Annotated in this window: 28 protein-coding genes; 10 read left to right on the top strand and 18 right to left on the bottom strand. The window is 63.5% G+C overall.

The window, feature by feature from the left end:
- Positions 1–193: 193 nt before the first annotated feature.
- The gene (locus tag K3759_RS12050; protein ID WP_259982111.1) at positions 194–1,342 is read right to left on the bottom strand and encodes an alpha-D-ribose 1-methylphosphonate 5-triphosphate diphosphatase; all 1,149 of its coding nucleotides are present in this window, start codon (positions 1,340–1,342) and stop codon (positions 194–196) included.
- 47 nt (positions 1,343–1,389) lie between these two features.
- On the opposite strand from K3759_RS12050, the gene K3759_RS12045 reads away from it, so the two are divergent.
- A complete protein-coding gene (locus K3759_RS12045) occupies positions 1,390–2,067 on the top strand; it encodes a DUF1045 domain-containing protein (RefSeq protein WP_259982109.1) in 678 nt (225 codons plus the stop codon).
- Here the strand turns inward: K3759_RS12045 and phnN are convergent.
- From phnN to phnG, 7 genes are read right to left on the bottom strand one after another with little or no spacing between them, the layout of a single operon-like run.
- The gene (phnN, locus tag K3759_RS12040) at positions 2,043–2,591 is read right to left on the bottom strand and encodes a phosphonate metabolism protein/1,5-bisphosphokinase (PRPP-forming) PhnN (protein WP_259982107.1); all 549 of its coding nucleotides are present in this window, start codon (positions 2,589–2,591) and stop codon (positions 2,043–2,045) included. The two genes, K3759_RS12045 and phnN, sit on opposite strands and share 25 nt — an antisense overlap.
- Positions 2,588–3,271 carry a phosphonate C-P lyase system protein PhnL gene (gene phnL / locus K3759_RS12035; RefSeq protein ID WP_259982104.1) on the bottom strand — a complete coding sequence of 228 codons (684 nt, stop codon included), beginning with the start codon at positions 3,269–3,271 and terminating at the stop codon, positions 2,588–2,590. The genes phnN and phnL overlap by 4 nt, the downstream gene beginning before the upstream one ends.
- A 52-nt stretch (positions 3,272–3,323) precedes the next feature.
- Entirely contained in the window at positions 3,324–4,094 is a 771-nt protein-coding gene (phnK, locus tag K3759_RS12030; RefSeq protein ID WP_007117460.1) for a phosphonate C-P lyase system protein PhnK, read from the bottom strand.
- A complete protein-coding gene (locus K3759_RS12025) occupies positions 4,091–4,960 on the bottom strand; it encodes an alpha-D-ribose 1-methylphosphonate 5-phosphate C-P-lyase PhnJ (RefSeq protein WP_259985636.1) in 870 nt (289 codons plus the stop codon). The genes phnK and K3759_RS12025 overlap by 4 nt, the downstream gene beginning before the upstream one ends.
- Positions 4,961–5,007: 47 nt before the next feature.
- The gene (locus tag K3759_RS12020) at positions 5,008–6,111 is read right to left on the bottom strand and encodes a carbon-phosphorus lyase complex subunit PhnI (protein ID WP_259982102.1); all 1,104 of its coding nucleotides are present in this window, start codon (positions 6,109–6,111) and stop codon (positions 5,008–5,010) included.
- Positions 6,111–6,671 carry a phosphonate C-P lyase system protein PhnH gene (phnH, locus tag K3759_RS12015; protein WP_259982101.1) on the bottom strand — a complete coding sequence of 187 codons (561 nt, stop codon included), beginning with the start codon at positions 6,669–6,671 and terminating at the stop codon, positions 6,111–6,113. The genes K3759_RS12020 and phnH overlap by 1 nt, the downstream gene beginning before the upstream one ends.
- Positions 6,671–7,129 carry a phosphonate C-P lyase system protein PhnG gene (gene phnG, locus K3759_RS12010; protein WP_259982098.1) on the bottom strand — a complete coding sequence of 153 codons (459 nt, stop codon included), beginning with the start codon at positions 7,127–7,129 and terminating at the stop codon, positions 6,671–6,673. The genes phnH and phnG overlap by 1 nt, the downstream gene beginning before the upstream one ends.
- A gap of 101 nt (positions 7,130–7,230) precedes the next feature.
- Between phnG and phnF the strand changes: the two genes are divergently transcribed.
- Entirely contained in the window at positions 7,231–7,944 is a 714-nt protein-coding gene (phnF, locus tag K3759_RS12005) for a phosphonate metabolism transcriptional regulator PhnF (protein ID WP_259982096.1), read from the top strand.
- On the opposite strand, the gene K3759_RS12000 is transcribed toward phnF, so the two are convergent.
- From K3759_RS12000 to phnC, 5 genes are all read right to left on the bottom strand, one after another.
- Positions 7,941–8,555, bottom strand: a complete 615-nt coding sequence (locus tag K3759_RS12000; RefSeq protein ID WP_259982094.1) for a chloramphenicol acetyltransferase — start codon at positions 8,553–8,555, stop codon at positions 7,941–7,943. The two genes, phnF and K3759_RS12000, sit on opposite strands and share 4 nt — an antisense overlap.
- Positions 8,555–9,790, bottom strand: a complete 1,236-nt coding sequence (gene phnE, locus K3759_RS11995) for a phosphonate ABC transporter, permease protein PhnE (RefSeq protein WP_259985634.1) — start codon at positions 9,788–9,790, stop codon at positions 8,555–8,557. Before phnE (K3759_RS11995) ends, K3759_RS12000 begins: the two co-directional genes overlap by 1 nt.
- 65 nt (positions 9,791–9,855) lie before the next feature.
- On the bottom strand, positions 9,856–10,734 hold the full coding sequence (gene phnE, locus K3759_RS11990) for a phosphonate ABC transporter, permease protein PhnE (RefSeq protein WP_259982093.1): 879 nt from the start codon (positions 10,732–10,734) through the stop codon (positions 9,856–9,858).
- Positions 10,735–10,807: 73 nt separating this feature from the next.
- Entirely contained in the window at positions 10,808–11,716 is a 909-nt protein-coding gene (gene phnD, locus K3759_RS11985) for a phosphonate ABC transporter substrate-binding protein (protein ID WP_259982091.1), read from the bottom strand.
- Between the two features lie 45 nt (positions 11,717–11,761).
- Entirely contained in the window at positions 11,762–12,556 is a 795-nt protein-coding gene (phnC, locus tag K3759_RS11980; RefSeq protein WP_259982088.1) for a phosphonate ABC transporter ATP-binding protein, read from the bottom strand.
- A 416-nt stretch (positions 12,557–12,972) separates the two neighbouring features.
- On the opposite strand from phnC, the gene K3759_RS11975 reads away from it, so the two are divergent.
- The 6 genes from K3759_RS11975 (at position 12,973) to K3759_RS11950 (ending at position 15,673) form a co-directional block, all read left to right on the top strand.
- A complete protein-coding gene (locus K3759_RS11975) occupies positions 12,973–13,212 on the top strand; it encodes a hypothetical protein (RefSeq protein ID WP_259982086.1) in 240 nt (79 codons plus the stop codon).
- Positions 13,213–13,539: 327 nt separating this feature from the next.
- The gene (locus K3759_RS11970; RefSeq protein WP_259982084.1) at positions 13,540–14,289 is read left to right on the top strand and encodes a ChaN family lipoprotein; all 750 of its coding nucleotides are present in this window, start codon (positions 13,540–13,542) and stop codon (positions 14,287–14,289) included.
- Positions 14,290–14,299: 10 nt separating this feature from the next.
- Positions 14,300–14,617, top strand: coding sequence for an antibiotic biosynthesis monooxygenase (locus tag K3759_RS11965; RefSeq protein ID WP_259982082.1), 318 nt, complete (start codon positions 14,300–14,302; stop codon positions 14,615–14,617).
- Positions 14,618–14,776: 159 nt separating this feature from the next.
- A complete protein-coding gene (locus tag K3759_RS11960; protein ID WP_259982080.1) occupies positions 14,777–14,953 on the top strand; it encodes a hypothetical protein in 177 nt (58 codons plus the stop codon).
- A 5-nt stretch (positions 14,954–14,958) separates the two neighbouring features.
- A complete protein-coding gene (locus tag K3759_RS11955) occupies positions 14,959–15,123 on the top strand; it encodes a hemin uptake protein HemP (RefSeq protein WP_259985632.1) in 165 nt (54 codons plus the stop codon).
- A 121-nt stretch (positions 15,124–15,244) separates the two neighbouring features.
- Positions 15,245–15,673: a YqaA family protein gene (locus tag K3759_RS11950; protein WP_259982078.1), complete on the top strand. Its 429-nt coding sequence runs from the start codon at positions 15,245–15,247 to the stop codon at positions 15,671–15,673.
- A 3-nt stretch (positions 15,674–15,676) separates the two neighbouring features.
- Here the strand turns inward: K3759_RS11950 and K3759_RS11945 are convergent, their stop codons facing one another.
- On the bottom strand, positions 15,677–16,198 hold the full coding sequence (locus K3759_RS11945) for a cell wall hydrolase (protein ID WP_259982077.1): 522 nt from the start codon (positions 16,196–16,198) through the stop codon (positions 15,677–15,679).
- A 184-nt stretch (positions 16,199–16,382) separates the two neighbouring features.
- Here K3759_RS11945 and K3759_RS11940 point away from each other — a divergent pair, with 184 nt between their 5' ends.
- Entirely contained in the window at positions 16,383–17,072 is a 690-nt protein-coding gene (locus K3759_RS11940) for a GntR family transcriptional regulator (protein ID WP_259982075.1), read from the top strand.
- 34 nt (positions 17,073–17,106) lie between these two features.
- Here the strand turns inward: K3759_RS11940 and hutU are convergent, their stop codons facing one another.
- Genes hutU through hutI form a run of 4 tightly spaced genes read right to left on the bottom strand, consistent with a single transcriptional unit; the run spans position 17,107 to position 22,326 of the window.
- The gene (hutU, locus tag K3759_RS11935; RefSeq protein ID WP_259982072.1) at positions 17,107–18,774 is read right to left on the bottom strand and encodes a urocanate hydratase; all 1,668 of its coding nucleotides are present in this window, start codon (positions 18,772–18,774) and stop codon (positions 17,107–17,109) included.
- Positions 18,771–19,571 carry an N-formylglutamate deformylase gene (gene hutG / locus K3759_RS11930; RefSeq protein ID WP_259985631.1) on the bottom strand — a complete coding sequence of 267 codons (801 nt, stop codon included), beginning with the start codon at positions 19,569–19,571 and terminating at the stop codon, positions 18,771–18,773. Before hutG ends, hutU begins: the two co-directional genes overlap by 4 nt.
- An 11-nt stretch (positions 19,572–19,582) precedes the next feature.
- Positions 19,583–21,121, bottom strand: coding sequence for a histidine ammonia-lyase (gene hutH, locus K3759_RS11925; RefSeq protein WP_259982070.1), 1,539 nt, complete (start codon positions 21,119–21,121; stop codon positions 19,583–19,585).
- Positions 21,118–22,326 (bottom strand): imidazolonepropionase, encoded by a 1,209-nt coding sequence (gene hutI / locus K3759_RS11920; RefSeq protein ID WP_259982067.1) that lies wholly within the window; start codon positions 22,324–22,326, stop codon positions 21,118–21,120. Before hutI ends, hutH begins: the two co-directional genes overlap by 4 nt.
- A gap of 86 nt (positions 22,327–22,412) precedes the next feature.
- On the opposite strand from hutI, the gene K3759_RS11915 reads away from it, so the two are divergent.
- A complete protein-coding gene (locus K3759_RS11915; protein ID WP_259982066.1) occupies positions 22,413–23,771 on the top strand; it encodes a formimidoylglutamate deiminase in 1,359 nt (452 codons plus the stop codon).
- The last annotated feature ends 78 nt before the right edge of the window (positions 23,772–23,849 follow it).

The raw sequence follows: 23,849 nt of genomic DNA, 5'->3' as shown, positions 1-23,849 counted from the left end.
GTCGGTCCCGATAACCGGCTGAAATCTATCTGCAAGACGCAGAGTAGGCGTTATCTAGCTTTATGAAGCGGTAAGACCAGCGCAAAAAGCCACATTCTTTGCAGGGGCGGGTTTTTGCGCAGCAAAGGCGGCGCAGAGACGGGGGCACACCCGCCAAGTTCGGCGGATGCACAGTTAATAAATGGCAGCTCGTTTACGCCACGCGGTTGCCCATGGCATAGACCGACCGCAGGATCGGCGCGTCCTTCATGACCTCGAATTGGATCAGATCGGCCCGCGCACCCAAGGCAATCTCGCCCCGGTCGGTCAGCCCTACGTGATGGGCAGGCGTGCGGGTGACGGTCGCCAGCCCCCGCGCCATATCGCCCCACAGATGGCCCAATTGCACGGCGCCCAACAGCAGGGCGGCGGGGACATAGTCAGACGACAGAATGTCGAGCAGGTCCAGTTCCGCCAAGTCCCGCGCCGCCACATTGCCCGAGTGCGACCCGCCGCGCACGAGGTTGGGCGCGCCCATGATCGTGGCGATGTTTTGGGTGTGACAAGCCTCTGCCGCCTCGCGGGTGGTGGGGAATTCGGCCAAGCGCACGCCGTGGGCGTGGCTGGTCGCGACCTGCTCGGCCGTGGTGTCATCATGGCTGGCCAGCGCCGCGCCGTAATGCGCGGCTGCTGCCACCGCTGCCGCCTCATGTTTCGCGCCCAGCCGTTCTTGCAGCCCATGCAGGAAGGTGACGTAATCGCCGAAATCCTCACGGGGCAGACCGTTCTTGCCGCAGACGTAATCCTCGAACTTTTGCACATCGCGGAACTGGCGCTGGCCCGGCGTATGGTCCATCAGGCTGACGATGCCGACCTTGTCGTCGGGGCCGAACTCGGCCAGTTCCTCCTCTAAAGTTTCCGAACAGATTTCGGCGCGCAGGTGGATATGGTGGCTGATCGCCAGCGCCCCGCTGTCGCGCATCATCAGAATTTCATCGGCCATGTCGCGGGCGTATTTCCCGTAGCGTTTGCGCCCCTCATCCGAGAGGATCGACCCGACCCGGATCGCGTCGAAAACCGTGGTGATCCCGGTGCCTGCCAGCTCGCGGTCATGTGCGATGATCGCCGCGCGGTGCGGCCAGTCGACCTTGGGGCGCGGCTTCATGTGGCGCTCAAGGTTATCGGTGTGGAGTTCGACCAGCCCGGGGGCGAGGTAGCCGCCCTCGCAATCGACCGCTCCTTTGGGCAGGGCGGTGCCTTCCGCGATATCGGCGATCACCCCGTCACGCAGCACGACGCTGCCGGGGATCACCGCATCGGGCAGGATGATTTTGGCATTGGCGAGAATGGTTTCTTTTGTCATGTGAACGTCACGCTTGTTGCGCATCTTTGGATGCAGGGAGAAGATGAATGAAGTTCGACCGCTATGCGATCTATTTTACGCCGCAGGGCAGTCTGGCCGAGGCCGGAGCCGCTTGGCTGGGTTGGGATCTGGCGCGCGGGCGCACCGTGGCGCATCCGGATGTGGCCGGGCTTGACGTGGCCGCCCTGACCGAAACGCCGCGCAAATACGGGCTGCATGCGACGATCAAACCGCCCTTCGTTTTGGCCGAAGGCGCATCGGCTGATGGATTGCAGGCCGCGTTTGAGGTGCTTTGCACGAGGCTTGCGCCGGTCACGCTCGATGGGGTGGCGCTCACCCCGCTGGGCCGCTTTTTGGCACTGACCCCAGAAGGCGACACCGCCGCGCTGAACGCTATGGCCGCCGAAGTGGTGCGGGGCCTCGACATGTTTCGCGCGCCGCCGACCGAGGCCGATCTGGCCCGCAGGCGTCAGGCCAATTTGACACCTGCACAAGAGGCGAACCTCATCCAATGGGGCTATCCCTACGTCATGGACGCTTTCCGCTTCCACATTACCCTCACCAGCAAGCTGCCCAAAGCCGATCTGCCGCAGGTCACCGCAGCGCTTGATCCCTACATCACGCCGCATCTGCCACAGCCCTTTGTGCTGAGCAGCCTGACGCTGGTGGGGCAAGCCAAAGACGGTATGTTCCATGAGGTTCACCGCGCCGCCCTCTCGGGGTAAAGTGCCGCCTGCGCCTGCGCCACGGTTTGCTCCAAAGGGCCGGAGTTCTCAATCTCCATCGCCGCAATATGATCGGGCAGGGCGCGCTCGGCCCGTGCCAGACGGGCGGTGATCTCCTCCTCCGTCTCGCGCCCACGGCCCCGCAGCCGCGCGGCCAAGACTTGAGGGGAGGCGCTCAGCGACAGCACCTCGAACCGCGCAAACCGTAGTTTTGCCTCGGTCAGCACCCCGCGTGAGAGGTTGGCGAGCACATCGCGTCCCTCGGCCAGCGCCGTCTCGACGGCGATGGGAATGCCGTAGTGCAGCCCATGCGCGGCCCAACTCAGGGCAAAGGCGCCATTTGCTTCGAGCCGCAGAAACTCCTCCTCGCTGATCCCTTCGAAATCCTCGCCTCCGGCCTCACCGGGCCGGGTGATGGCGCGGCGGGCGAGGAAGAGGTCGGGCAGGGTTTCCGCCAGTCCTTCCATTACACTATCCTTGCCGACGCCGGAGGGGCCTACGACTGCGATAAAACGCCCGCTCATGCGGCCAATCCGGGGGTGAAACGGGTCACGTCCACTTCGCGGTCGCAGATTTGATCGCGGGCGGCCTCATCATGGAAAATACCCAAGATCGCCGTGCCGCGGGCTTTGGCCTCTTCGATCAGCGCCAGCACGGTGGCGCGGTTGGTGGCATCAAGGCTCGCCGTCGGCTCATCCAGCAGCAGGACGGGATAGGGATGCGCAAAGCCGCGCGCGATGTTCACCCGCTGCTGCTCCCCGCCTGAAAAGGTCGTGGGGCTGAGCTGCCAGAGGCGTTCGGGGATGTTGAGCTGCGCCAGCAGTTCTCCGGCCCGCGTCCGTGCGTCGGCTTCGTTGCTACCCACCGCGCGCAGGGGTTCGGCCACCACATCCAGCGTCGCCACCCGCGGCACGACACGCAGGAACTGGCTGACATAGCCCAGCACATGGCGGCGCAACTCCAGTATCTCACGCGGGGCGGCGCGGGCGACATCCAGATCGCCCACCATGACCCGGCCCGAGGCGGTCAGGTAATTGCCATAGATCATCCGCATCAGCGTTGATTTCCCGGCCCCCGACGCCCCGGTCAGCGCCACGCATTCGCCCCGCGCCACGGTCAATTCACCGCCGCGCATCACCGGGATCACCGCCGCACCCTGATTGTGCAGGGTGAAGGATTTGCTCACATGTTCAACGCGTATCATGGTTTAGCCTTGTTTAGTATAACTTTGAAATTGAATGGTTTTTCTTGCATGATTACACCTGTAGCACGCTAGAGACCAAAAGCTGGGTATAGCCATGCTGCGGGTCGTCCAAGACTTGATCGGTCAGTCCGGTTTCCACCACATGGCCGTCTTTCATCACCATCAGCCGATCCGCCAGCAGCCGCACCACCGCCAGATCATGGGTCACGATAATGGCGCTCAGCCCCATCTCGCGCACCAGACCGCGCAGCAGGTCGAGCAGTCGTGCCTGAACGCTTACGTCCAGCCCGCCGGTGGGTTCGTCCATGAAAACCAATCGTGGCCCGGTCACGAGGTTGCGGGCAATCTGCAAGCGCTGCTGCATCCCGCCAGAGAAGGCCGAAGGCCGGTCGTCGATCCGGTCTTCGTTGATCTCCACCCGGCCCAGCCAATCGGTGGCGCTGGCGCGGATGTCGCCGTAGTGCCGTGCGCCCACGGCCATCAGCCGCTCGCCCACATTGCCGCCTGCGCTGACGTTCATGCGCAGCCCGTCGCGCGCGTGCTGGTGGACAAAGGCCCAATCGGTGCGCGACAGCATCCGGCGCTCCGGCTCGCTCATCGTCACTGTGTCGCGCAGCCCATCGGCGCGGGTGTCGAAACGCACCGCCCCGCGATCCGGCGTGAGATGTCCTGCCAGCGTGTTCAGCAGCGTCGACTTGCCCGAGCCGCTCTCGCCGACGATGCCCATGACCTCACCGGGGTAGAGATCAAAGCTGACATCAGTGCAGCCTATCCGCGCGCCATAGAATTTCGCGATGTTTTCAACTTGCAGCAAAGGAGTCATGCCATGCCCTCCAACACAGGGGCCGCATCCGCGCCGCGATGCCCGGCGGCCTGACGGGCCGCGCAATAATCGGTGTCGGAGCACATGAACAAGCGCCCCCCTGCGTCATCGACGATCAACTCATCCAGATAGCTGTCTTCGGCCCCGCAGAGGCCGCAGGGATGGTCGGCCTTGCTCGCCTCAAAGGGGTAATCCTCGAAATCCAGCGAGACGACCTGCGTATAGGGCGGCAGCGCATAGATCCGCTGCTCACGCCCTGCGCCGAAGAGTTGGATCGCGGCCATTTCCAGTTTCGGATTGTCGAATTTGGGGATCGGCGACGGGTCCATCACATAGCGCCCCTCGACCTTGACCGGATAGGCATAGGCCGTGGCGATCGCACCATGTTGGGCGATGTCTTCGTAGAGCTTCACATGCATCAGCCCGTATTCCTCCAGCTCGTGCATCTTGCGGGTCTCGACCTCCGAAGACTCAAGAAAACGCAGCGGTTCGGGGATTGGCACCTGATAGACCAGCACCTGATCTTCGCGCAGCGCGGCTTCGGGGATGCGGTGCCGGGTTTGGATGACGCTGGCCTCGGTCGTGGCTTCGGTCACGGCGACCCCGGCGGTCTTTTGAAAAAAGCGGCGGATCGAGACGGCGTTGGTCGTGTCATCCGCCCCTTGGTCGATCACCTTGAAGGTATCCTCGGGCGTCAGCACCGCGGCGGAGACCTGCACCCCGCCAGTGCCCCAGCCGTAAGGCATCGGCATCTCGCGGCTGGCAAAGGGCACCTGATAGCCGGGGATCGCCAACCCTTTCAGGATCGCGCGGCGGATCATCCGTTTGGTCTGCTCATCCAGATAGGCAAAGTTGTAGTCGTTCATGCCCCGGTCCTCATGCCTGTCTTGGTCACTCTGTGTCATGGCGGGGCTCATTCCGCGGCCTCCCGTGCTACGTCTTGGGCCGCGGCTGTCGCCTCGCGGCGCAGTTTGCGGATCAGTTCGAGTTCGGATTGGAAATCGACGTAATGGGGCAGTTTGATATGCTCCAAAAACCCCGTCGCCTGGATGTTATCGGCGTGATAGAGCACGAATTCCGCATCCTGCGCAGGCGCGCCGAGGTTGTCTTCGCCCAACTCCTCCCAACGCAAGGCCCGGTCTACCAGCGCCATTGAGATCGCCTTGCGCTCGGACATGCCAAAGACCATCCCATAGCCACGGGTGAACTGCGGCGGCTCGGTCTTGGAGCCTGCAAATTGGTTCACTGTCTCGCATTCGGTCAGCTCGACCTCGCCGATCTCAATGGCGAAGCCGAGTTCGGGAATGTCCATTTCGACCGCGACTTTGCCGATGCGCAGTTCCGCGACGAAAGCGTGGTTGCGCGCATAGCCGCGCTGCGTGGAGTAGGCCATGCCGAGGACGAAGCCCTCGTCGCCGCGGGTCAGCGCTTGCAGCCGCAGGTCGCGGGTGGCGGGGAGTTCCAAGGGCTCGCGGGTCAGGTCGCGCGGCGGGGTCTTGCTGTCCGTGTCGCGCTGCATCAGCCCTTCGCGGTCGAGGAATTCCATGATGTGCGGCGTGTCCTTAGGCGGCTCTGCATCGGTCGCCTCAGGCGCGGGCGACACCTCACCATCGGCGGCCAGTTTGAAATCCAGCAGCCGGTGGGTGTAGTCGAAGGTCGGCCCCAAAACCTGACCGCCAGGCGCATCCTTGAAGGTGGCCGAGACGCGGCGGTCGCAGGCCATGGTGCCAGTGTCCATCGGGCGCGAGGCGCCAAACCGGGGCAGGGTGGTGCGATAGGCGCGGATCAGGAACACCGCTTCGATCAGATCGCCCCGGGCCTGTTTGATCGCCAACGCGGCGAGGTCGGGGTCGTAGAGCGAGCCTTCGGCCATCACCCGGTTCACCGCCAGCGTCATCTGCTCGCGGATTTGCGCGACGCTGAGTTCCGGCACGCTTGCGTCACCGCGCCGCTCTTCGGCAAGCCAAGCGTGGGCGTTGTCAATCGCCCGCTCGCCGCCTTTTACCGCTACATACATCAGGACACCTTTGTGCTTCGGGGCAGCGCCGCCAAACGGTCGCTGCAGGTGAAAATGAAATCCAATCCACGCGGAAAGAGCGCCGCGTTTTGCTGGAAGGCCGTACGGTCGGGCAGCGACAGCGCGGCACTGTCTTTGATGCCGGGGCCGGTGAGGGTCGCGCCATCGCTGCGCAGATCATCCACCTCAACGATCAGCGTGGCCGAGCGGTCGGGGTAGGCGGCAGTCCCAAGGGGGAAGTCGCCGCGCGGCAGCTCGTCCCAAGCGCCCAAGGCGAAGTGCGCCGCAGTTGCGGGGGCGAAGGGCGCGCCGGTGTGGAAGGTGATCCAGTCGCGCAATTCGGGCCGGTCGAAGCCGGGGGCGAGGTAAAGCGGCGTTTCGGGATCGCAGAGCGTCAGCAAAACGACCCCGGCTGCGATGGACAGGCCCGCAGGCGGTTCGGCGCCGGTCACGCTGTTGATCTCACCCGGTTTGGCCATGGCGTTCATCACCGCGCGAAAGGCAAAAGCGGCGTCTTTGGGCGCGTCGCGAAACCCGCCGGTCAGCGATAGGGTCTGCATCAGTCTTCTCCTCTGACCATGGTGAAAAAGTCGACCTTGGTGGCCGCAGCCTTGGCGGCACGGCTGGCGCGGCGCTGGCTCTCGATCTCGGCCAGCGGGTCGAGCAGTTTGGCGCGGACCTCATCCGCCGCATTGCCTTGCATCAGCGCGTCCGTAAGGGCCGCTTGCAGCGCCTTGTCGCGGCTGCGGCCTTGCACATAGGCGTGGCCGTCTGGCCCATCCGCCAGCCGCACGGAACAGCGCGTAACGGACATTTCACCCATGTTGAAGGCGTCGCCCACAGCGCCCATCCGGCCCCGCAACATGACGCCACCGATCTCGGGCGCGCGGAGCACCTCATGAGCGGGCAGGGGGCCGAAGCCCTCCCAAAGCCGGGCGAGATCGCGGGCCTCGGCCCGCGCAAGCAGGCCCATCCAAGCCTGCCGATCGCTGGTCTTTTCTTTGGTTTCAACGGTCATCTAGACACCTTGTGCATTTGTCTAACTTACTATACAACTAGACAAGTATTAGCCGCTGGCCTCCTGCTGGCGCAAGCTTGGATATGTGAAACTTCTGCGACATGGTCCGTACTGCGATTTGGAAAACCATCACCGCCACGCTGACCCACGATATCGCCACGGGGAAATACGGCTCCGGCGATCGGCTTCCGACTGAGGCGCAATTGGCGGCGCGCTTCGGGGTGAACCGCCATACGGTGCGCCGCGCGATCAGCGATATGAACGAGAGCGGGCTGACTTATAGCCGTCGGGGTGCGGGGGTCTTCGTGGCGCAGCGGCCCACGGATTATCCCATCGGCAAACGGGTGCGGTTTCATCAGAACCTTGCGGCGGCGGGGCGGGTGCCGGCCAAGGAGATTTTGGCGTTGGAGACCCGCGCGGCCTCGGCCCATGAGGCCGCGCAGTTGGGGCTGGATGGGGAGGCGCTGGTGCATGTCTATGAAGGGCTTTCGCTGGCCGATGAGCAGCCCATCGCGATCTTTCGCAGCATCTTTCCCGCCGCGCGGTTCCCCGACCTGTTGGCGGCGCTTGAGGCCAGCCGCTCGGTCACCACGGCCTTGGCGCAGGGCGGGGTGGCGGATTACACCCGCGCCTCGACCCGGCTGACGGCGAAGCTTGCCAATGCCACGCAGGCGCTGCATTTGCGGCTGACCGAAGGCGCGCCGATCCTGCGCTCTGCCGGGATCAACGTGGACCCCGAGGGCGTGCCGGTGGAATACGGGGTGACGTGGTTCGCGGGTGATCGGGTGACGCTGACCCTCAACCCCGGCGACTAGCCGTATTTCTCCAAAAACGCTTCGGCGGGCATGGTCTGGAAATCCTTGAGCGATGCTTGCAGCCGGTCATGGGGCCAATCCCACCACGCCAATTCCTCCATCCGCGTGGCGATGCTTTCGGAAAAGCGGCGGCGTAGGGGTTTGGCGGGGATGCCAGCAACGATCATATAGGGCGCCACATCGCGGGTGACGATGGCTCCGCCCGCGACAACCGCGCCAGCGCCGATGGTCACCTCGGGCCGGACCTGCGCGCCGTGGCCCAGCCATGTGTCATGGCCTATCACCGTGCGGTGGCTGCGGCGGAGGGCGAACCAATCGGCGTCATCCTCGGCCCCGTCGAAGTAGTCTCCGGCGCGGTAGTGGAAGTGGTGCAGGCTGGCCTTTTCCATTGGGTGATCCGTGGCCCCGATGCGCACGCTTGCGGCGATATTGCTGAACTTGCCAACTTGCGTGTTGGCGATGTCGCACCAGCGGTCGCAATAGGAGTAGTCGCCGATCTCGGAGTGAGCGAGGCGCGTGGCGCGCCCGATCTCGACATAGCGCCCGAACTGCGTGTCAGTGACCTCGCAGTCCGGGTGGAGGAAGGGCGCGTCGGGTTTAAGACGAGCCATCAGTGGCCCGCCTCATTACCCGCGATCAGCTTGCGGCGCAGCCAGCCCGAGAAACTGTCCATCGCCACGACCATCAGGATGATCAGCACGATGTAATAGCTGACTTCCTCCCAATCCTTCTGGGTGATGATCGCTTGGGTCAGCAACAGGCCGATGCCGCCGCCGGTGATCGCGCCGATGATTGTGGCAGAGCGGGTGTTGGACTCCAGATAGTAGAGCACTTGGCTGAGCAGGACCGGGGTGATCTGGGGGATCACGCCAAAGCGGTAACGCTGTACGGGGGCTGCCCCGGTGGAGGCGATGCCTTCGATCTGTTTGTCATCCACATTCTCCAGCGCCTCGGAGAAGATTTTGCCGAAGGTGCCGGTGTCGGTTAGCAGGATCGCCAGCGAGCCGGTCAGCGGGCCGGGGCCAAAGGCACGGGACAGCACGATGGTCCAAATGAGCCCATCGACGCCGCGTAAGAAGTCGAAAAGACGCCGTGCGGCGAAGCGCAGACCGCCAAGCGGAGAGAAGTTCTTGGCCGCGAGGAACCCCAGCGGCAGGGCAATCATCGCCGCGCCAAAGGTGCCGAGAAAGGCCATCAGGACCGTCTCGACCAGTGCCCAAGCGACATCGCCATGACGCCACATCTTGTTGGTCCAGAAGTCCTGCCAGATCGCGCCGTATTCACCGCTGCGCAGCAGCTCTAGCGGAGACATGCCGTGATAGGGGCTGTCGAGCGTGAAGAAGAACAGCTCCCACCCGTTGAAATAGCGAAAGACCTCGGCCCGGTTGCGGGTGATCGTGAGGCGGCCTGCCTCCGTGGTTACGGCAAGACGGTTTTTCGAGGCGTTGATCCACTCGGGCAGGGGGCCGTCGGGCAGGGTGGCGTTGACGCCGCTGCTGCCCGGTGTGGCGGTGATTAGCCCGTAGCCCGGCACGTCATAGCGCACCTCTGGCCCCAGTTCGACGGTATGGCCGTTGCCCAATTCGACGCGGGTCGTCTCGCCCAAGGTGACCCAATCGGGGGCGGTGCCCGGCGCATAGCGGCCCTTGCGCTCGCCCTCGATGGCGATCTCTATCTCGCCGTTGCGATTGTCGCGGGCGACATGGGTTTTGTAGCTGTAACTGTCAGCGACCAACGTCTTCATGTTCGACACGTTGATGCGATCGCCCAGTCCGGCCACGTCGAAGGCAAAGAAGACGTAGGTGAGGTAGGCAAGGATCAGTACCGGAGCGGCAAGGCTCGCCATCCGCTTGCGGCGGAAGCTGCGGCTGGCGACCTGCTGAGCGGGGAGGGTGGAAGCGGTAAGGTCGGTCACAGGATGGCTCCCTTGTCCTTATAGGCGCGGCCATGGGTCAGCCGGTTGCGGAAATGGCTTGAGACTTGGTCAACGATGATGATCGTGCCGAAGAGCAGCAAAAAGATCGCCGCCGCCTCGTCGAATTTGCCTTGGCCCCAAGACATCGTGTTGCGCAGGTCATAGCCGATGCCGCCTGCGCCGACGAAGCCGAGGATGGCCGAGGCGCGGATGTTGATCTCGAACCGCAGCAGCGCGTAGGAGAGGTAGTTGGGCGCGACCTGTGGCACGACGCCCAGCACCATGCGTTGCAGCCAGCCCGCCCCGACAGAGGCAAGTCCGTCGACGGGTTTGAGGGAGGCGTTCTCGTTCACCTCAGAGAAAAGTTTGCCAAGCGCGCCCACGGTATGCAGCGCGATGGCGATCATCGCAGGCACCGGGCCGCCGCCGAGCAGGAAGATCAGGACGAGGGCGACGACAATTTCGGGCACGGCGCGCAGCACATCCAGCAGGCGACGCAGAGGGCCGACGAGCCATGGCGCGGGGGCAAGGCCACGGGTGGCCAGAAGGGCGGCGAAGAACGCGAAAAGTGCGCCGATCAGTGTGGCGGCCCCGGCGATGTTCACCGTCTCGATGAGAGAGGGGAGGTATTTCACGAAATAGCCGGGCAGCAGATGGGCGCGCTCCCAAGCCTCGCCCAGCACATCGGCGGGGAAGTCAAAGACATTGGGCAGCCCGTTCCAGAACCCGCCAGCGTTGCGGGCATTGGCGGTGCCGAAACCGCCGATCAGCAGGGCCACGAAAACGACCAGCAGGATCATATTCATCACCCGCTTCTGTCGGGTATGGGCAAGGTAATCCGCTGTGATCTGTGGCGCGGTGGTGGTCTGGTGCATCTGTCGTCCCCCTATGACGACAGGCCCCGACAATCGTTGCCGGGACCTGCCATATGTCTTTCGTCCCTAAGGATCAGTTGGATTTCGCCTTGCGCGCTTCGACGATCGAGACATAGGCGTCATGCGCAATCGGATCGAAGCCAAGGCTCTCGCCCGCAGCCACGCTATAGGCGCAGTCGGCATCCATCTCGTGCAGCTCATCCACCAGTTGGGTCATGGTCGCTTTGACCTCTTCAGGCAGGTCTTTGCGCAGCACGACCGGGCCTTCGGGGATCGGCTTGGAGCGCCAGATTTCCACCAGATCATTCATGTCGACGAGGCCCGCGTCCACGGCTTTGCGCAGCGCGCCGGAGTTATAGCCGTCTTCCCAGTTGCCCTGACCGTCGGCCCATGTCACGCCGCCCGCCACATCACCGTTGTTGACCGCGACGATGGTCTGCTCATGACCGCCGGTGAATTTCACTTCACCGAAGTAGTCGCCGGATTCCATGGTGGCACCGGTCGTCTGGGGGATTTCGATGGAAGGGATCAGGTAGCCGGAGGTGGAGTTCGGATCGCCAAAGCCAAAGACCTTGCCCTGCATGTCTTCCAGCGTGTTGATGCCCGCATCTTTGCGCGCGAAGCCGATGGAGTGGTAGCCATAGGAGCCATCAAGGTTGATCTTGACCAGTACTGGCTCGACCGCTTCGGGGTCTTGCAGGTAAACGGCGGCATAGGCCGAGGCACCCAGCCACGCCATGTCGAGCGTGCCGCCCAGCAAGCCTTGGATAACGCCGTTATAGTCGGCAGGGGCAAAGAGTTTGGCCGGAACGCCAAGGCGCTCTTCGGTGTAGCCGCGCAGACATTCGTAGGAGTTCATCCGGTCCTGCGCGTTTTCCCCGCCGAGGATGCCGATGCGAAATTCGGTGACATCTGCGGATTGAGCCAGTGCAGCGCCGGTCAGGGCCGTGGTTGCCAGTGCGGCGGCGATGAGCTTCTTCATTTTGTCGTCTCCAGTTTGAAAATATGCCCTTTGGGGCGGGTCGTGTCAGGCTGGCACCTTGTCCAGCGTTTCGATCTCGGTTGAGGTGGCGGCTTCGGAGAAGCTGCTGTCCGCACCGTAGATTTCGCGGGCCATGCTGGTGGTCAGTTGCTCGGGCGTGCCGTCAAAGACGATCTTGCCGTCGCGCATCCCCACCACGCGGTCGCAGTAGCGGCGCGCGGTATCCAGCGTGTGAAGGTTGGCGATGACCATGCGGCCATCTTCCTCGTGGATGCGGCGTAGCGATTGCATCACCACCTGTGCGTTCATCGGGTCGAGGCTGGCGATGGGTTCATCGGCCAGAATGATCTGCGGGTCTTGCATCAGGGCGCGGGCGATGGCGACGCGCTGTTGCTGCCCGCCGGAAAGCGCCTCGGCCCGTTTGGGCGCGTGCTGCGCGATGCCCAGACGGTCGAGGATTTCGATGGCGCGGGTGATGTCAGCATCGGGATAAAGGTTGAAAATGCTGCTCAGCGTCGAGCGGCGGTTGAGCGTGCCGTGCAGCACGTTCGACACCACATCCATCCGCGGGACGAGGTTGAACTGCTGAAAGATCATCGCGCATTCTGCCTGCCAGCCGCGCCGGGCGGCGCCGCGCAGGGCGGTCACATCGCGCCTTTGGAACAGGATCTGCCCCGAAGAGGAATCGGTCAGCCGGTTTAACATCCGCAGCAGCGTGGATTTCCCCGCGCCGGAGCGGCCGATGATCCCGATCATCTGCGGTTTGTCGACCTGCAGATTAGCGCGGGCCACCGCTGTGTTTGCGCCGAATGTTTTTGTCAGTTCAGAAATGACGAGCATAAGTCCCCCGGGGTTTGCGGGGCGAGCTATCGCAGCGGTGAATGTCACGAATGTTTAAGTTTGACGAAGCTTTTGTAACGCGGCGCTTTTTCGGGAACGGGCGGGCAAGTCACTGCGTCTGTGCTGTTTTTTGTGCAGCTTAGAGGATTTGTAGCGGTGACAAGACGCGCGCAGATTGCTGGGTGACCTTTATAAAAGTCCTTCCAAAGCCCAAATAAATAAGGGCTTGCGGAACGACGCTTCTGGTTTAATGCTTTCTCTCACACGGCGGTTCAGATAGGGCCGAAGTTGGTCCGCCTGCGCGACCCGGCGGGGCGAACCTTGTTATCTCAGGCCAGATCACCGTCTGCGCAGTCCACCTGCCCGCGCACAATTCGGTGATACGGCCCCCGACTAGCATATAGAGGAGCGCATTTATGGACGCCCAGATTATCGCATTTTTGATTCTGCTGCCGATCACACTGGTCTTTGTCTACGCAGGCATCCACGAGTTTCGGCGCTTTAAAAGCGAGGGCAAAGCGAACTATGGTCTGGTGTTTGACGAGGAAAGCGGCACCACCCATGTCAGTGGTATTGCCGAACATGAAGACCCGTTTGACCCAGACGATTTCGATCCGAACGACTATAATGACCCTGAGTTGAAGACGGACGCTTAAGGGGTGAAGTCCTAAGCTGAACCGTGCAGCCGTCTGCCAATAATCCCGGCTGTTTGGGGTTATTAACTGTGCGGCTGCCCAAAGTGACATCCCGTCGGTAGGGCCGTCGCGCGACTTGCAGGCGCTGATGTCGGGGCCATGCGCGGATGGACCTTCGACCTGCCTGACCAAAACGACATAGAGGCGCCCTTTCTAAACGTCTGCCGCGCGCGAGAGGTTATAACCGACAAAACAGTGTCGCGGGCCGATGGATGCAGGCTACACTTATAAGCACGCCTGCGGGGTCCTATACCCTTCCGCATTTTGTTTTTGCCTGAAAGGACGCCCATGCGCCTGATCGCTTTCTTGCTTTGCCTCGCGCTCCCCGCCGGGGCCGACCCCGGTCCTGAGATCGTGATTTTGGGCGAGGTGCATGACAACCCCCAAGCGCACATCAAACAGGCCGCTGCGCTGGAGGCGCTGCGCCCGACCGCTGTGGTGTTCGAGATGCTCACCGCCGAGGAAGCCGCCAAGGCCGATGCTGACCGCAGCCAGATCGCGCAGGCGTGGGAGGCAAGCGGCTGGCAAAACTTCGACATCTACGCGCCGATATTTGACGCCTTGGGCAGGGCGCGGATCATTGGCGCTGCTGCCCCGCGAGATGCGGTGCAGAGGGTTTATAGGGACGGGGCGGCTGCAATCTTCGGGCTAGAGGCCCGGCGCTTTGGCCTTGACCAACTGCTTCCCGAAGCCCAACTGGCCGCCCGGATCGACTTGCAGTTCGCAGCCCATTGCGAAGCCATGCCGCGCGAGATGATGGGCGGCATGGTCGCCGTGCAACGCTACCGCGATGCCACATTCGCGCGGGCTGCACTTGCGGCGTTGGAGACCTACGGCCCGCCCGTGGCCGTGATCACCGGCAACGGCCATGCGCGGACCGATTGGGGTATTCCGGCGCTCATCGCCCAAGCGGCGCCCGAGGTGACCACTCACGCCATCGGCTTTGTTGAGGCAGAGACGGACACGCCTTTTGACGAGACCCATGTTATTGCACCAACTCCACGGGAAAACCCCTGTAACGGCCTGAACAAGAACTAAAGGACAGGCCATGTATCTTGCCATGAACCGTTTCACCGTACTGCCCGAGAATGCCGCCGCCTTCGAAGAGCTTTGGCTAAACCGCGAAAGCCACCTGAAAGAAACGCCCGGTTTCGTGTCCTTTCACATGCTTAAGGGGCCAGAGGAGGAAGGGGCGATCCTCTATGCGTCACATACCGTTTGGGAAAGCGAAGCACAGTTTCGCGCTTGGACCACCAGCGACGCCTTTCGTGCGTCCCATGCGCGGGCGGGCCAAACCCGCAAGCTGCATGAAGGCTCGCCCCGGTTTGAGGGCTTTCGCGCCATTCAGAAGATCGAAGCCCCGTAAAGCGGGCGGGTCGGGGTTTTCTATACTTGACTAAAATAATCAGATTAAGTAGCCATTAGGGGAGCCCGGTATTTTCTCCGGGGACAAAGACTTTACGCCGCAACCGTCCAAGCCACCGTGCGTCGGAAGCCCGGATGTCAAAGGAAAGGAGCCCGCCCCGTGAGGACACCCGTGACCACGCCCGAGCCAATGGCCCATGCCCGGCTACAGACCCAATCCAACAACAGCTGGCGCGATATCGCGCTCTGCAGCAATGATCCTGCACCCTGCGATGGCTTTGGCCTTGAACATCTCATCGATTTGCAGCGCGCTTGCCGGATAGGGGAAGCAGTATGAGCCTGATGCAAAAACTTCCCGATCCGTCGCCCGCCCGTCCTCCGGTCGAAGAGGCCGTGCATGATGCGCGTGCCTTGGTGCCCAATGGGTCAACGGCCAATATCGTGTTGGACGGCCAGACCTATACGCTGCGCATCACCCGGGCGGGGAAATTGATCCTGACGAAGTAAGCCGCCCGGCACTCCCAAGGCGGCGCTCCAAAGGTGCGGCTGTGGCTTGCCCTGACGCTACGGCGTCATTACTGACGCGCCATGCCCGACCTCTTCGCCCTCACTGTCCTGCGCCGCTGACATGCTGGCCCTGCTGAGCCTGTTTTTCGCCGCGCTGCTGGCGGCAACGCTGATCCCTGCGCAGTCCGAAGCGCTGCTTCTTTGGCTGATGTACTCCGGTGCCCATGCGACCGCGCTGCTGTGGCTGGTGGCGACGCTAGGCAATGTTCTGGGGTCGGTGGTGAACTGGCTGCTGGGGCGCTACCTCAGCCATTTTGCCGATCACCGCTGGTTTCCCTTTTCGGGCAAACAGATGGCCCGCGCCTCGAATTGGTATCGGCGTTGGGGCTATTGGAGCCTGCTGGCCAGTTGGGTGCCGATCATTGGTGACCCGCTGACCTTGGCCGCAGGCATGCTGCGCGAGCCGCTTTGGCGCTTTTTGCTGATCGTCACCCTTGCCAAAGGCGGGCGCTATCTTGTGCTGATCCTGCTCGCGCGCGGCTATATGTGAGCGTCAGAGCGGCGTGATACCTTCAAGCGGGGGCAGCGGGTTGGGCGTGGTCACGAGGGCCGGGCGGCGCTTTTCGTAGAAAGCATTGCCACCCGCCGTCACCACATAATGCATGTTGTTGTAGTTGGCGTTATACCACGCGGCGTGGAAGAACTTGGCGCGGGTGACCTTGGGATGACGCTCGCCCTGAAGCACCGCCAACGCCGTGGCGCGGGCAAGCGGAGCAGAGCGGTCGTTCATCGGTTTGGTCATAACGCCCGGTGCGAATTGGTTTGGCTGGCCGACCACGCCGCAGACCGTATTAGGGAAGGCTTCGGAGTGGACGCGGTTCAACACCACGGTCCCTACGGCGACCATCCCATCACGGCTGGAGCGGTTGGATTCGAAATACATCGCGCGGGCCATACACTCCAACTCATCCCCCTGAACCGTGACCGCCTCGGTCTGTTTCGCACCGCAGGCGGCGAGCAGGCCAAGGCCCAGCATCAGGGCGGCGGTGCGGATTTTCGGGGGCTGAACGCGCATGGGCGGCCTTTCTGGATCAGGGGGCAGGTGGCGCGTAATTTTCCAGCAAAGGCGGGGCGAGGCAAGACCCGCGCCCGCGCTCAGGCGGTTTCTCTCCGGGCGGGGCGCGCGGGGGCGCTTGGGCTGACGATTGATCTAGTGTAATGCTTAATAAAACAGTCATGAACCCAGCAAGGCCGTTCTTATGAAAGTCACCTACCGGGATGTTAAAAGCGACATCCTGTCAAAGATCACCAAGGGCGAATGGCCTCTGGGCAGCCTTGTGCCCAATGAGGTTGATCTAGCCGAGACCTATGGCTGTGCCCGCGCGACGGTCAACCGCGCCATGCGCGAATTGGCGGACGAGGGGTTTATCGAACGCCGTCGCAAGGCCGGGACACGCGTGCGGATGGCCCCGGTGCGGCAGGCGCGCTTCGACATTCCGCTGGTCCGGGCAGAGATCGAAGAGAAGGGCGCTGATTATCGCTATTCGCTGGTTAGCCACGCGGTTGAGCCTGCGCCGGACTGGCTCCGCGCGCGGCTGAAACTGGGCGCGGGTGGTGAGGTGTTGCATCTGGTCTGCATGCATTACGCCGATGGCGATCCCTATCAATATGAGGATCGTTTTATTAACCTCGCCTGTCTGCCTCAGGCACGGGGCGAGGCGTTTGCGGACGTGGGGCCAAACGAATGGCTGATCTCGGCGATACCCTTTTCGGATGTAGAGATCAGCCTTTCGGCGGGCCTCGCCGATCAGCCGCTCAGCGAATACCTCGGCTGCGCCTTGGGCGATCCGGTTTTCACCGTCGAGCGGTCGACATGGTGGGAGGGGCAGGCGGTGACCTATGTGCGGCTGTCCTATCGCCCCGGTCACCGTCTGACGACCCGTTATTGATGCGCCGCCGCCCGAGGGCAGCGGCACATGGCGTTCAAAGGATGCCCGGCAGGTTCAGTCCATGTTCGCGCGCGCAATCGAGCGCATCGTCATAGCCCGCATCCGCATGGCGCATCACGCCCGTCGCCGGGTCGTTCCACAGCACCCGCTCGATCCGGCGGTCGGCGTCTTCGGACCCGTCACAGCAGATCACCATGCCCGAGTGTTGCGAGAAGCCCATGCCAACCCCGCCGCCGTGGTGCAGCGACACCCATGTGGCGCCCGACGCGGTGTTCAAAAGCGCGTTCAGCAGCGGCCAATCCGACACAGCGTCAGAACCGTCCCTCATCGCCTCCGTCTCGCGGTTGGGCGAGGCGACAGACCCGCTGTCGAGATGGTCGCGGCCAATCACCACCGGCGCGCTCAGCTCGCCATTTCGGACCATCTCATTGAAGGCCAGCCCCAGCCTGTGGCGCACGCCCAGACCCACCCAGCAGATCCGTGCAGGCAGACCTTGGAACGAGATACGTTCGCGGGCCATGTCGAGCCAGTTGTGCAGATGGGTGTCTTCGGACAGGATTTCCTTCACCTTGGCGTCGGTCTTGTAGATATCCTCTGGATCGCCCGAGAGTGCCGCCCAGCGGAACGGCCCCACACCGCGACAGAACAACGGGCGAATGTAGGCGGGGACGAAGCCGGGGAAATTAAAAGCGTTCTCCAACCCTTCCTCCAGCGCCATCTGGCGGATGTTGTTGCCGTAGTCGACCGTGGGGATGCCCGCGGCATGGAAATCGACCATCGCCTTGACCTGCACCTTCATCGAAGCGCGGGCGGCTTTTTCAACCGCTTTGGGATCGCTCTCGCGTTTCTCGCGCCATTCGCCCATCGTCCAGCCCTGCGGCAGGTAGCCGTTCACCGGGTCGTGGGCCGAGGTCTGGTCGGTCACGATATCGGGGCGGACTCCGCGTTTCACCAGTTCGGGGAAGACATCGGCGGCATTGCCCAGGAGGGCCACGGATTTCGCCTCTCCCGCTGCGGTCCAGCGGTCGATCATCGCCAGCGCCTCATCAAGGCTGTCGGTCTTTTCGTCGACGTAGCGGGTGCGCAGGCGGAAATCGATGCTGTCGGGGTTACACTCGACCGCCAGACAGCAGGCCCCGGCCATCACGGCGGCCAAAGGCTGCGCGCCGCCCATGCCGCCCAAACCCCCGGTGAGGATCCATTTGCCCTTGAGGTCGCCGCCATAGTGTTGGCGCCCTGCTTCGACAAAGGTCTCATAGGTGCCCTGCACGATGCCTTGCGAGCCGATGTAGATCCACGATCCGGCGGTCATCTGGCCGTACATCGCCAGACCCTTTTTATCGAGCTCGTTAAAGTGATCCCAATTGGCCCAATGCGGCACGAGGTTGGAGTTGGCGATCAACACGCGGGGCGCGTCTTTATGGGTTTGGAAGACACCCACGGGTTTGCCCGATTGCACGAGCAGCGTCTGGTCGTCCTCCAGCGCGCGCAGCGAGGCGACGATCTGGTCATAGTCCTTCCACGTCCGCGCCGCGCGACCGATGCCGCCATAGACGACCAGCTCATGCGGGTTCTCGGCCACGTCGGGGTGCAGGTTGTTCATCAGCATCCGCAGGGGCGCTTCGGTGAGCCAGCTTTTCGCCGAAAGCTCGGTGCCGGTGGCGGGATAGACGTCACGGGTGTTCTTGCGCGGATTGCTCATGCTGTGCCTTTCAAAGTCGGGGCCAGGGCGGCCAGAGTTGTCAGAATGTCGGTCAGGTGGACGCGCAGTCGCGCGGCTTTGTCGGGATCATAGGGCCAAGGCGGCGCCTCGGCGCCGAGGTAGCTGTTTTGCGCCAGTTCCATCTGGATCGCGTGGACCCCTTCGGCGGGGCGGCCATAGTGGCGCGTGGTCCAGCCGCCTTTGAAGCGCCCGTTGGTGACCGAGGTATAACCGGGCGCGGCGGCGCAGATCTTTTCAACAGCCGCTTCGATTTCAGGCGCGCAGGTGGTGCCGAGGTTCGTCCCGATGTTGAAATCGGGCAGCGGGCCGACAAAGAGGAACGGGATCAGCGAGCGGATCGAGTGGCAGTCATAGAGGATTGCGACCCCATACAGGTCGCGGACGCGGGCCAGTTCCGCCTCAAGCGCCGCATGATAGGGGGCGTGGAATGCTCGGCGGCGGGCCTTAACTTCGGCTGCGTCGGGCGGGGTGGTCCAAATGTCTTGCCCGTCGAAATCCGTCAGCGGCACCAGCCCGGTGGTGTTTTGGCCGGGGTAGAGCGATGCGCCCGACGGATCGCGGTTGGCGTCGATCACATAGCGGTGGAAGGTCGCGCGCACGGTGGTCGCGCCGGGCAGTAACCCTTCGTAAAGGTGATGGATATGCCAATCGGTATCCGCCAGTTCGCGCCCGCGCGGGTTCAGGTCATGGCGCACCGTGTCGGGCAGATCGGTGCCGGTATGCGGCAGGCCAAGCACGATGGGGCTGTCGCCGCGGGTGATCTCGACGGGTGTGATCTCAGCAGAGGTCATGTGGAAAGCTCCGGCATGTCGAGGGAGGCCGCGCGGGTGATCTCGCCTTCGGCCACCATCCGCGCCGCGCGTTCCAGATCGGGGGCGAGGTAGCGGTCCTCGTTCAGCGTCGCCACATCCTTGCGTACCCGCGATACCACACGTTGCAACGTTGCGCTGGTGGCCAGCGGCGCACGGAAGTCGATGCCCTGCGCCGCGCAGAGCAGTTCCACCCCGAGGATGCGGTTCAGGTTCTTGATCATCTGCCCCAACCGCCGCGCGCCATGGGCGGCCATGCTAACGTGGTCCTCTTGGTTGGCCGAAGTCGGCGTGCTGTCGGTGACGCAAGGATTGGCGAGGTGTTTGTTCTCGCTCATCAGCGCGGCGGTGGTGACCTCGGCGATCATATAGCCGCTGTTAAGGCCGGGGTTCGGCGTCAGGAAGGGCGGCAGGTTGAAGCTGAGCACCGGGTCGACGATCAGCGCCACGCGGCGCTGCGCGATGGCGCCGATCTCGGCCACGGCCAGCGCGATCATATCGGCGGCAAAGCCCACCGGTTCGGCATGGAAATTCCCGCCAGAGACGATCAGGTCTGCGCCCACAAGCACCAGCGGGTTGTCGGTGGCGGCATTGGCTTCGACCTCAAGCGTGCGGGCGGCCATGCGCAGCACGTCCATCGCCGCCCCGGTCACCTGCGGCTGGCATCGGATGCAGTAAGGGTCTTGGACGCGGGCATCATTCGCCACATGGCTTTCGCGGATTTCCGAGCCGTCGAGAAGGGCGCGCATGGTCTCGCCCGCCTCAATCTGCCCCCGGTGACCGCGCAGGGCGTGGATCTCCGGTTGCAGTGGCGCGGTGGAGCCCATGATGGCATCGGTCGACAGGGCCGAGATCACCAGCGCTGAATTTGCCGCCCGCCATGCGTCAAATAGCCCCGCCAGCGCGAAGGCGGTCGAGAATTGCGTGCCGTTGATCAGCGCCAGCCCTTCTTTCGGCCCGAACTCTAGCGGGGTGAGACCAGCGGCGGCCAGCGCCTCGCCGCCCGTCATGACGCGGCCCTCAAACTCTGCCTCGCCGTGGCCCATCATCGCAGCGGCCATATGCGCCAAGGGGGCCAGATCGCCCGATGCGCCGACCGAGCCTTGCGCGGGGATCACCGGGGTCACGCCACAGTCCAGCATGGCTTCGATCAGGTCCACGACCTCAAGCCGCACGCCCGAGGCACCGCGCCCAAGGCTCAGCAGTTTCAGCGCCATCAGGAGCCGCGCATGGCCGCGCGGGATCGCCGGGCCGACGCCGCAGCAGTGCGACAGAATCAGGTTGCGTTGCAGCGTGGCCGTGTCTTCCGAGGCGATCTTGACCGAGGCGAGTTTGCCGAAGCCGGTGTTCACGCCGTAGACGGCATCCGCGCCCGCCACCGCTTTGGCGATGCGCGCATGGGCCAGTTCAATTGCCGGGCGGCAGGCGGGGTCTAGCTTTACCGAAGCCTCTTCGCGGTAGACGCGGGCCAGGTCGTCCAAAGTGGCGGCGCCGGGGGTGAGGGTCAAGGTGGTCACGATTGGCCTCCGAAAATGCGAGAATGTAGCGGGTTGAAGCCGATGCGATAGGCAAGCTCGGCCGGGTGTTTGATGTTCCAGACCGCGAGGTCGGCGCACAGGCCGGGGCGGATCATGGCGCAATCGTCCAGCCCAAGCGCGCGGGCGGCGTGCTGCGTGGCACCGCGCAGCGCCTCTTCGGGTGTCATGCGGAACAGGGTGCAGCCCATGTTGAGCGTCAGCAGCAGCGAGTTCAGCGGCGAAGACCCGGGGTTTATATCCGTCGCCAGCGCCATCGGCACTCTGTGTTTGCGCAGCAGGTCAATTGGGGGCGCTTGGGTTTCGCGTAAAGTGTAGAAAGCACCGGGCAGGATGACCGCGACGGTGCCCGCCTCAGCCATCGCTTTCACGCCGTCTTCGTCAAGGTATTCGATATGATCCGCCGAGAGCGCGCCATAGGAGGCCGCGAGTTTTGCGCCGCCGAGGTTTGACAGCTGCTCGGCATGGAGTTTGACGGGCAGGCCCAGTTCCTGCGCCACGTCAAAGACCCGCGCGATCTGGGCGGGCTGAAAGGCAATGCCCTCACAGAACCCATCGACCGCATCGACCAGCCCTTCGGCATGGGCGGCACGCAGGGCGGGGATGCAGACCTCGTCGATATAGGCGTCGTCACGTCCTGCGTATTCGGCAGGCGTGGCATGGGCGCCGAGGAAGGTGGTGCGCACCCGGATCGGGCGCTGGTGGCCCACGGCGCGGGCGCTGCGGAGCATGCGCAGCTCGGTGTCGATATCCAGACCGTAACCGGATTTGATCTCGATCCCCGTGACGCCTTCGGCAATCAGCACATCGACGCGGCGCAGGGCATCGGCCAGCAGGTCGGCCTCACTGGCGGCGCGGGTCGCGGTGACCGTTGAAACGATGCCGCCCCCGGCGCGGGCGATGTCTTCGTAGCTCGCCCCCTCAAGGCGCATTTCGAACTCGCGCGCGCGGTCGCCGCCGTGGACGATATGGGTGTGGCAGTCGATCAGACCGGGGGTGACGAGGCGGTGGCCGAGCGATTCTGTCGGCTGGTCTCGGTAGGCGCGTGGCAGGTCAGCGCGCGGGCCGACCCATGCGATCTTGCTACCGGCAATCGCAATCGCCGCGTCCTCAACCAATCCATAGGGTTCTGCGCCCTCTAACGTCACTGCGGTAAGGTCGATCAAGACCCGGTCATGCTCTGTCATCTCTATCGCCTCCTCCTAAGGTTTCACTTTCCTAACGCGTTTTTAATTGCTATATGTCTATACATAAAAAACCGAAAGGCCGTCAAATGATTTTCGCCAAACACGCAAAACTGCCGCAGGGCTGGGCCCGTGACGTTCGGATTACGGTTGCCGAGGGGCGGATCGCTCAGGTTGAAACGGCGCAGTCGCCGCGTCCTGATGACACTCGCGTCGATACCCTGCTGCCCGCGCTCGCCAACCTGCACAGCCATAGCTTTCAACGCGCCATGGCCGGGATGACCGAGACGCGCATGGCCGGCAAAGACAGTTTCTGGACGTGGCGCGATCTGATGTATCGCTTCACCGCCCATCTCACGCCCACGCATATCGAAGCCATTGCCGCTTTTGTTTTCCTTGAGATGCAAGAAGCGGGCTATGCCAGCGTGGGCGAGTTTCATTATCTCCACCACCAGCCCGACGGCACGCCCTATGACGATTTGGGGGAGCTTTCGGCCCGGATCGCGGCAGCGGCGGCGCAAACCGGGATCGGCCTGACCCATCTGCCAGTGCTCTATACCTATGGCGGCGCGGGGCAGGTGCCATTGCAGCCGGGGCAGGCGCGTTTTGGCAACGGAGTGGACCGGTTCAACGCGCTGGTTGAGCGGGCGCAGCATGCGGTGGGCAACCTGCCCAACGACTGCCGCGTGGGCATCGCGCCGCATTCGCTGCGGGCTACGGCTCCGGCGGAACTGGCAGACGTGATTCAGGCACATCCCGATGTGCCGACGCATATCCACATCGCCGAACAGCCTAAAGAGGTTGCCGACGTTTCCGACTGGCTAGGCGCGCGTCCGGTGGAATGGTTGCTGGCAAATGCCGAAGTGAAAGAGAGATGGTGTCTGATCCATGCGACCCATATGACCGAAGCCGAAACCAATGCTTTGGCCCGTTCCGGCGCGGTCGCGGGGTTGTGCCCGGTGACGGAGGCGAACTTGGGCGATGGGCCATTCAACGGGCCGGGCTACCTCGCCGCCGGGGGGCGGTTTGGCATCGGGTCGGATTCCAACGTGTTGATTTCTCTAACAGAAGAGATGCGGACCTTGGAATATTCACAAAGGCTGCGCGATCTGGCGCGCAATGTAATGGTGGCGGGCGAAGGCTCGGTCGGTGAGGCACTTTATACCGGAGCCGCCCGCGGCGGGGCGCAGGCACTTGGCCGGGGGCGTGGCGAGATTGCGGTGGGCGAATGGGCGGATCTTACGGCCATCGACAGCCAAGACCCGGCGCTTTGTGCTCTGCGTCCGGATCAACTGCTCGACGGTCTGGCCTTCGCCGCCAAAGACCGGGTGGTGACCGATCTATGGTCCGCCGGTCGCCACGTCGTGTCGGGCGGACGGCACCGGCAGCGCGATGAGATCGTAGCGGGCTATCGCCGGGCGATGGCGGAGTTGATGGCGCTTTTGTGAAACCTTCCAGGCTCCGGGAACTTTGGCACGGTCCGCCGGGTTGGCCCTGTAACAAGGGCCGCGCGCGGCGTGGTGTTG

This window comes from Sulfitobacter sp. W027, from assembly GCF_025143985.1.
Classification (GTDB): Bacteria; Pseudomonadota; Alphaproteobacteria; order Rhodobacterales; family Rhodobacteraceae; genus Sulfitobacter.
The sequence above is the reverse complement of the archived record's forward strand: the minus strand, read 5'-3'. Positions and strand labels throughout refer to the sequence as shown.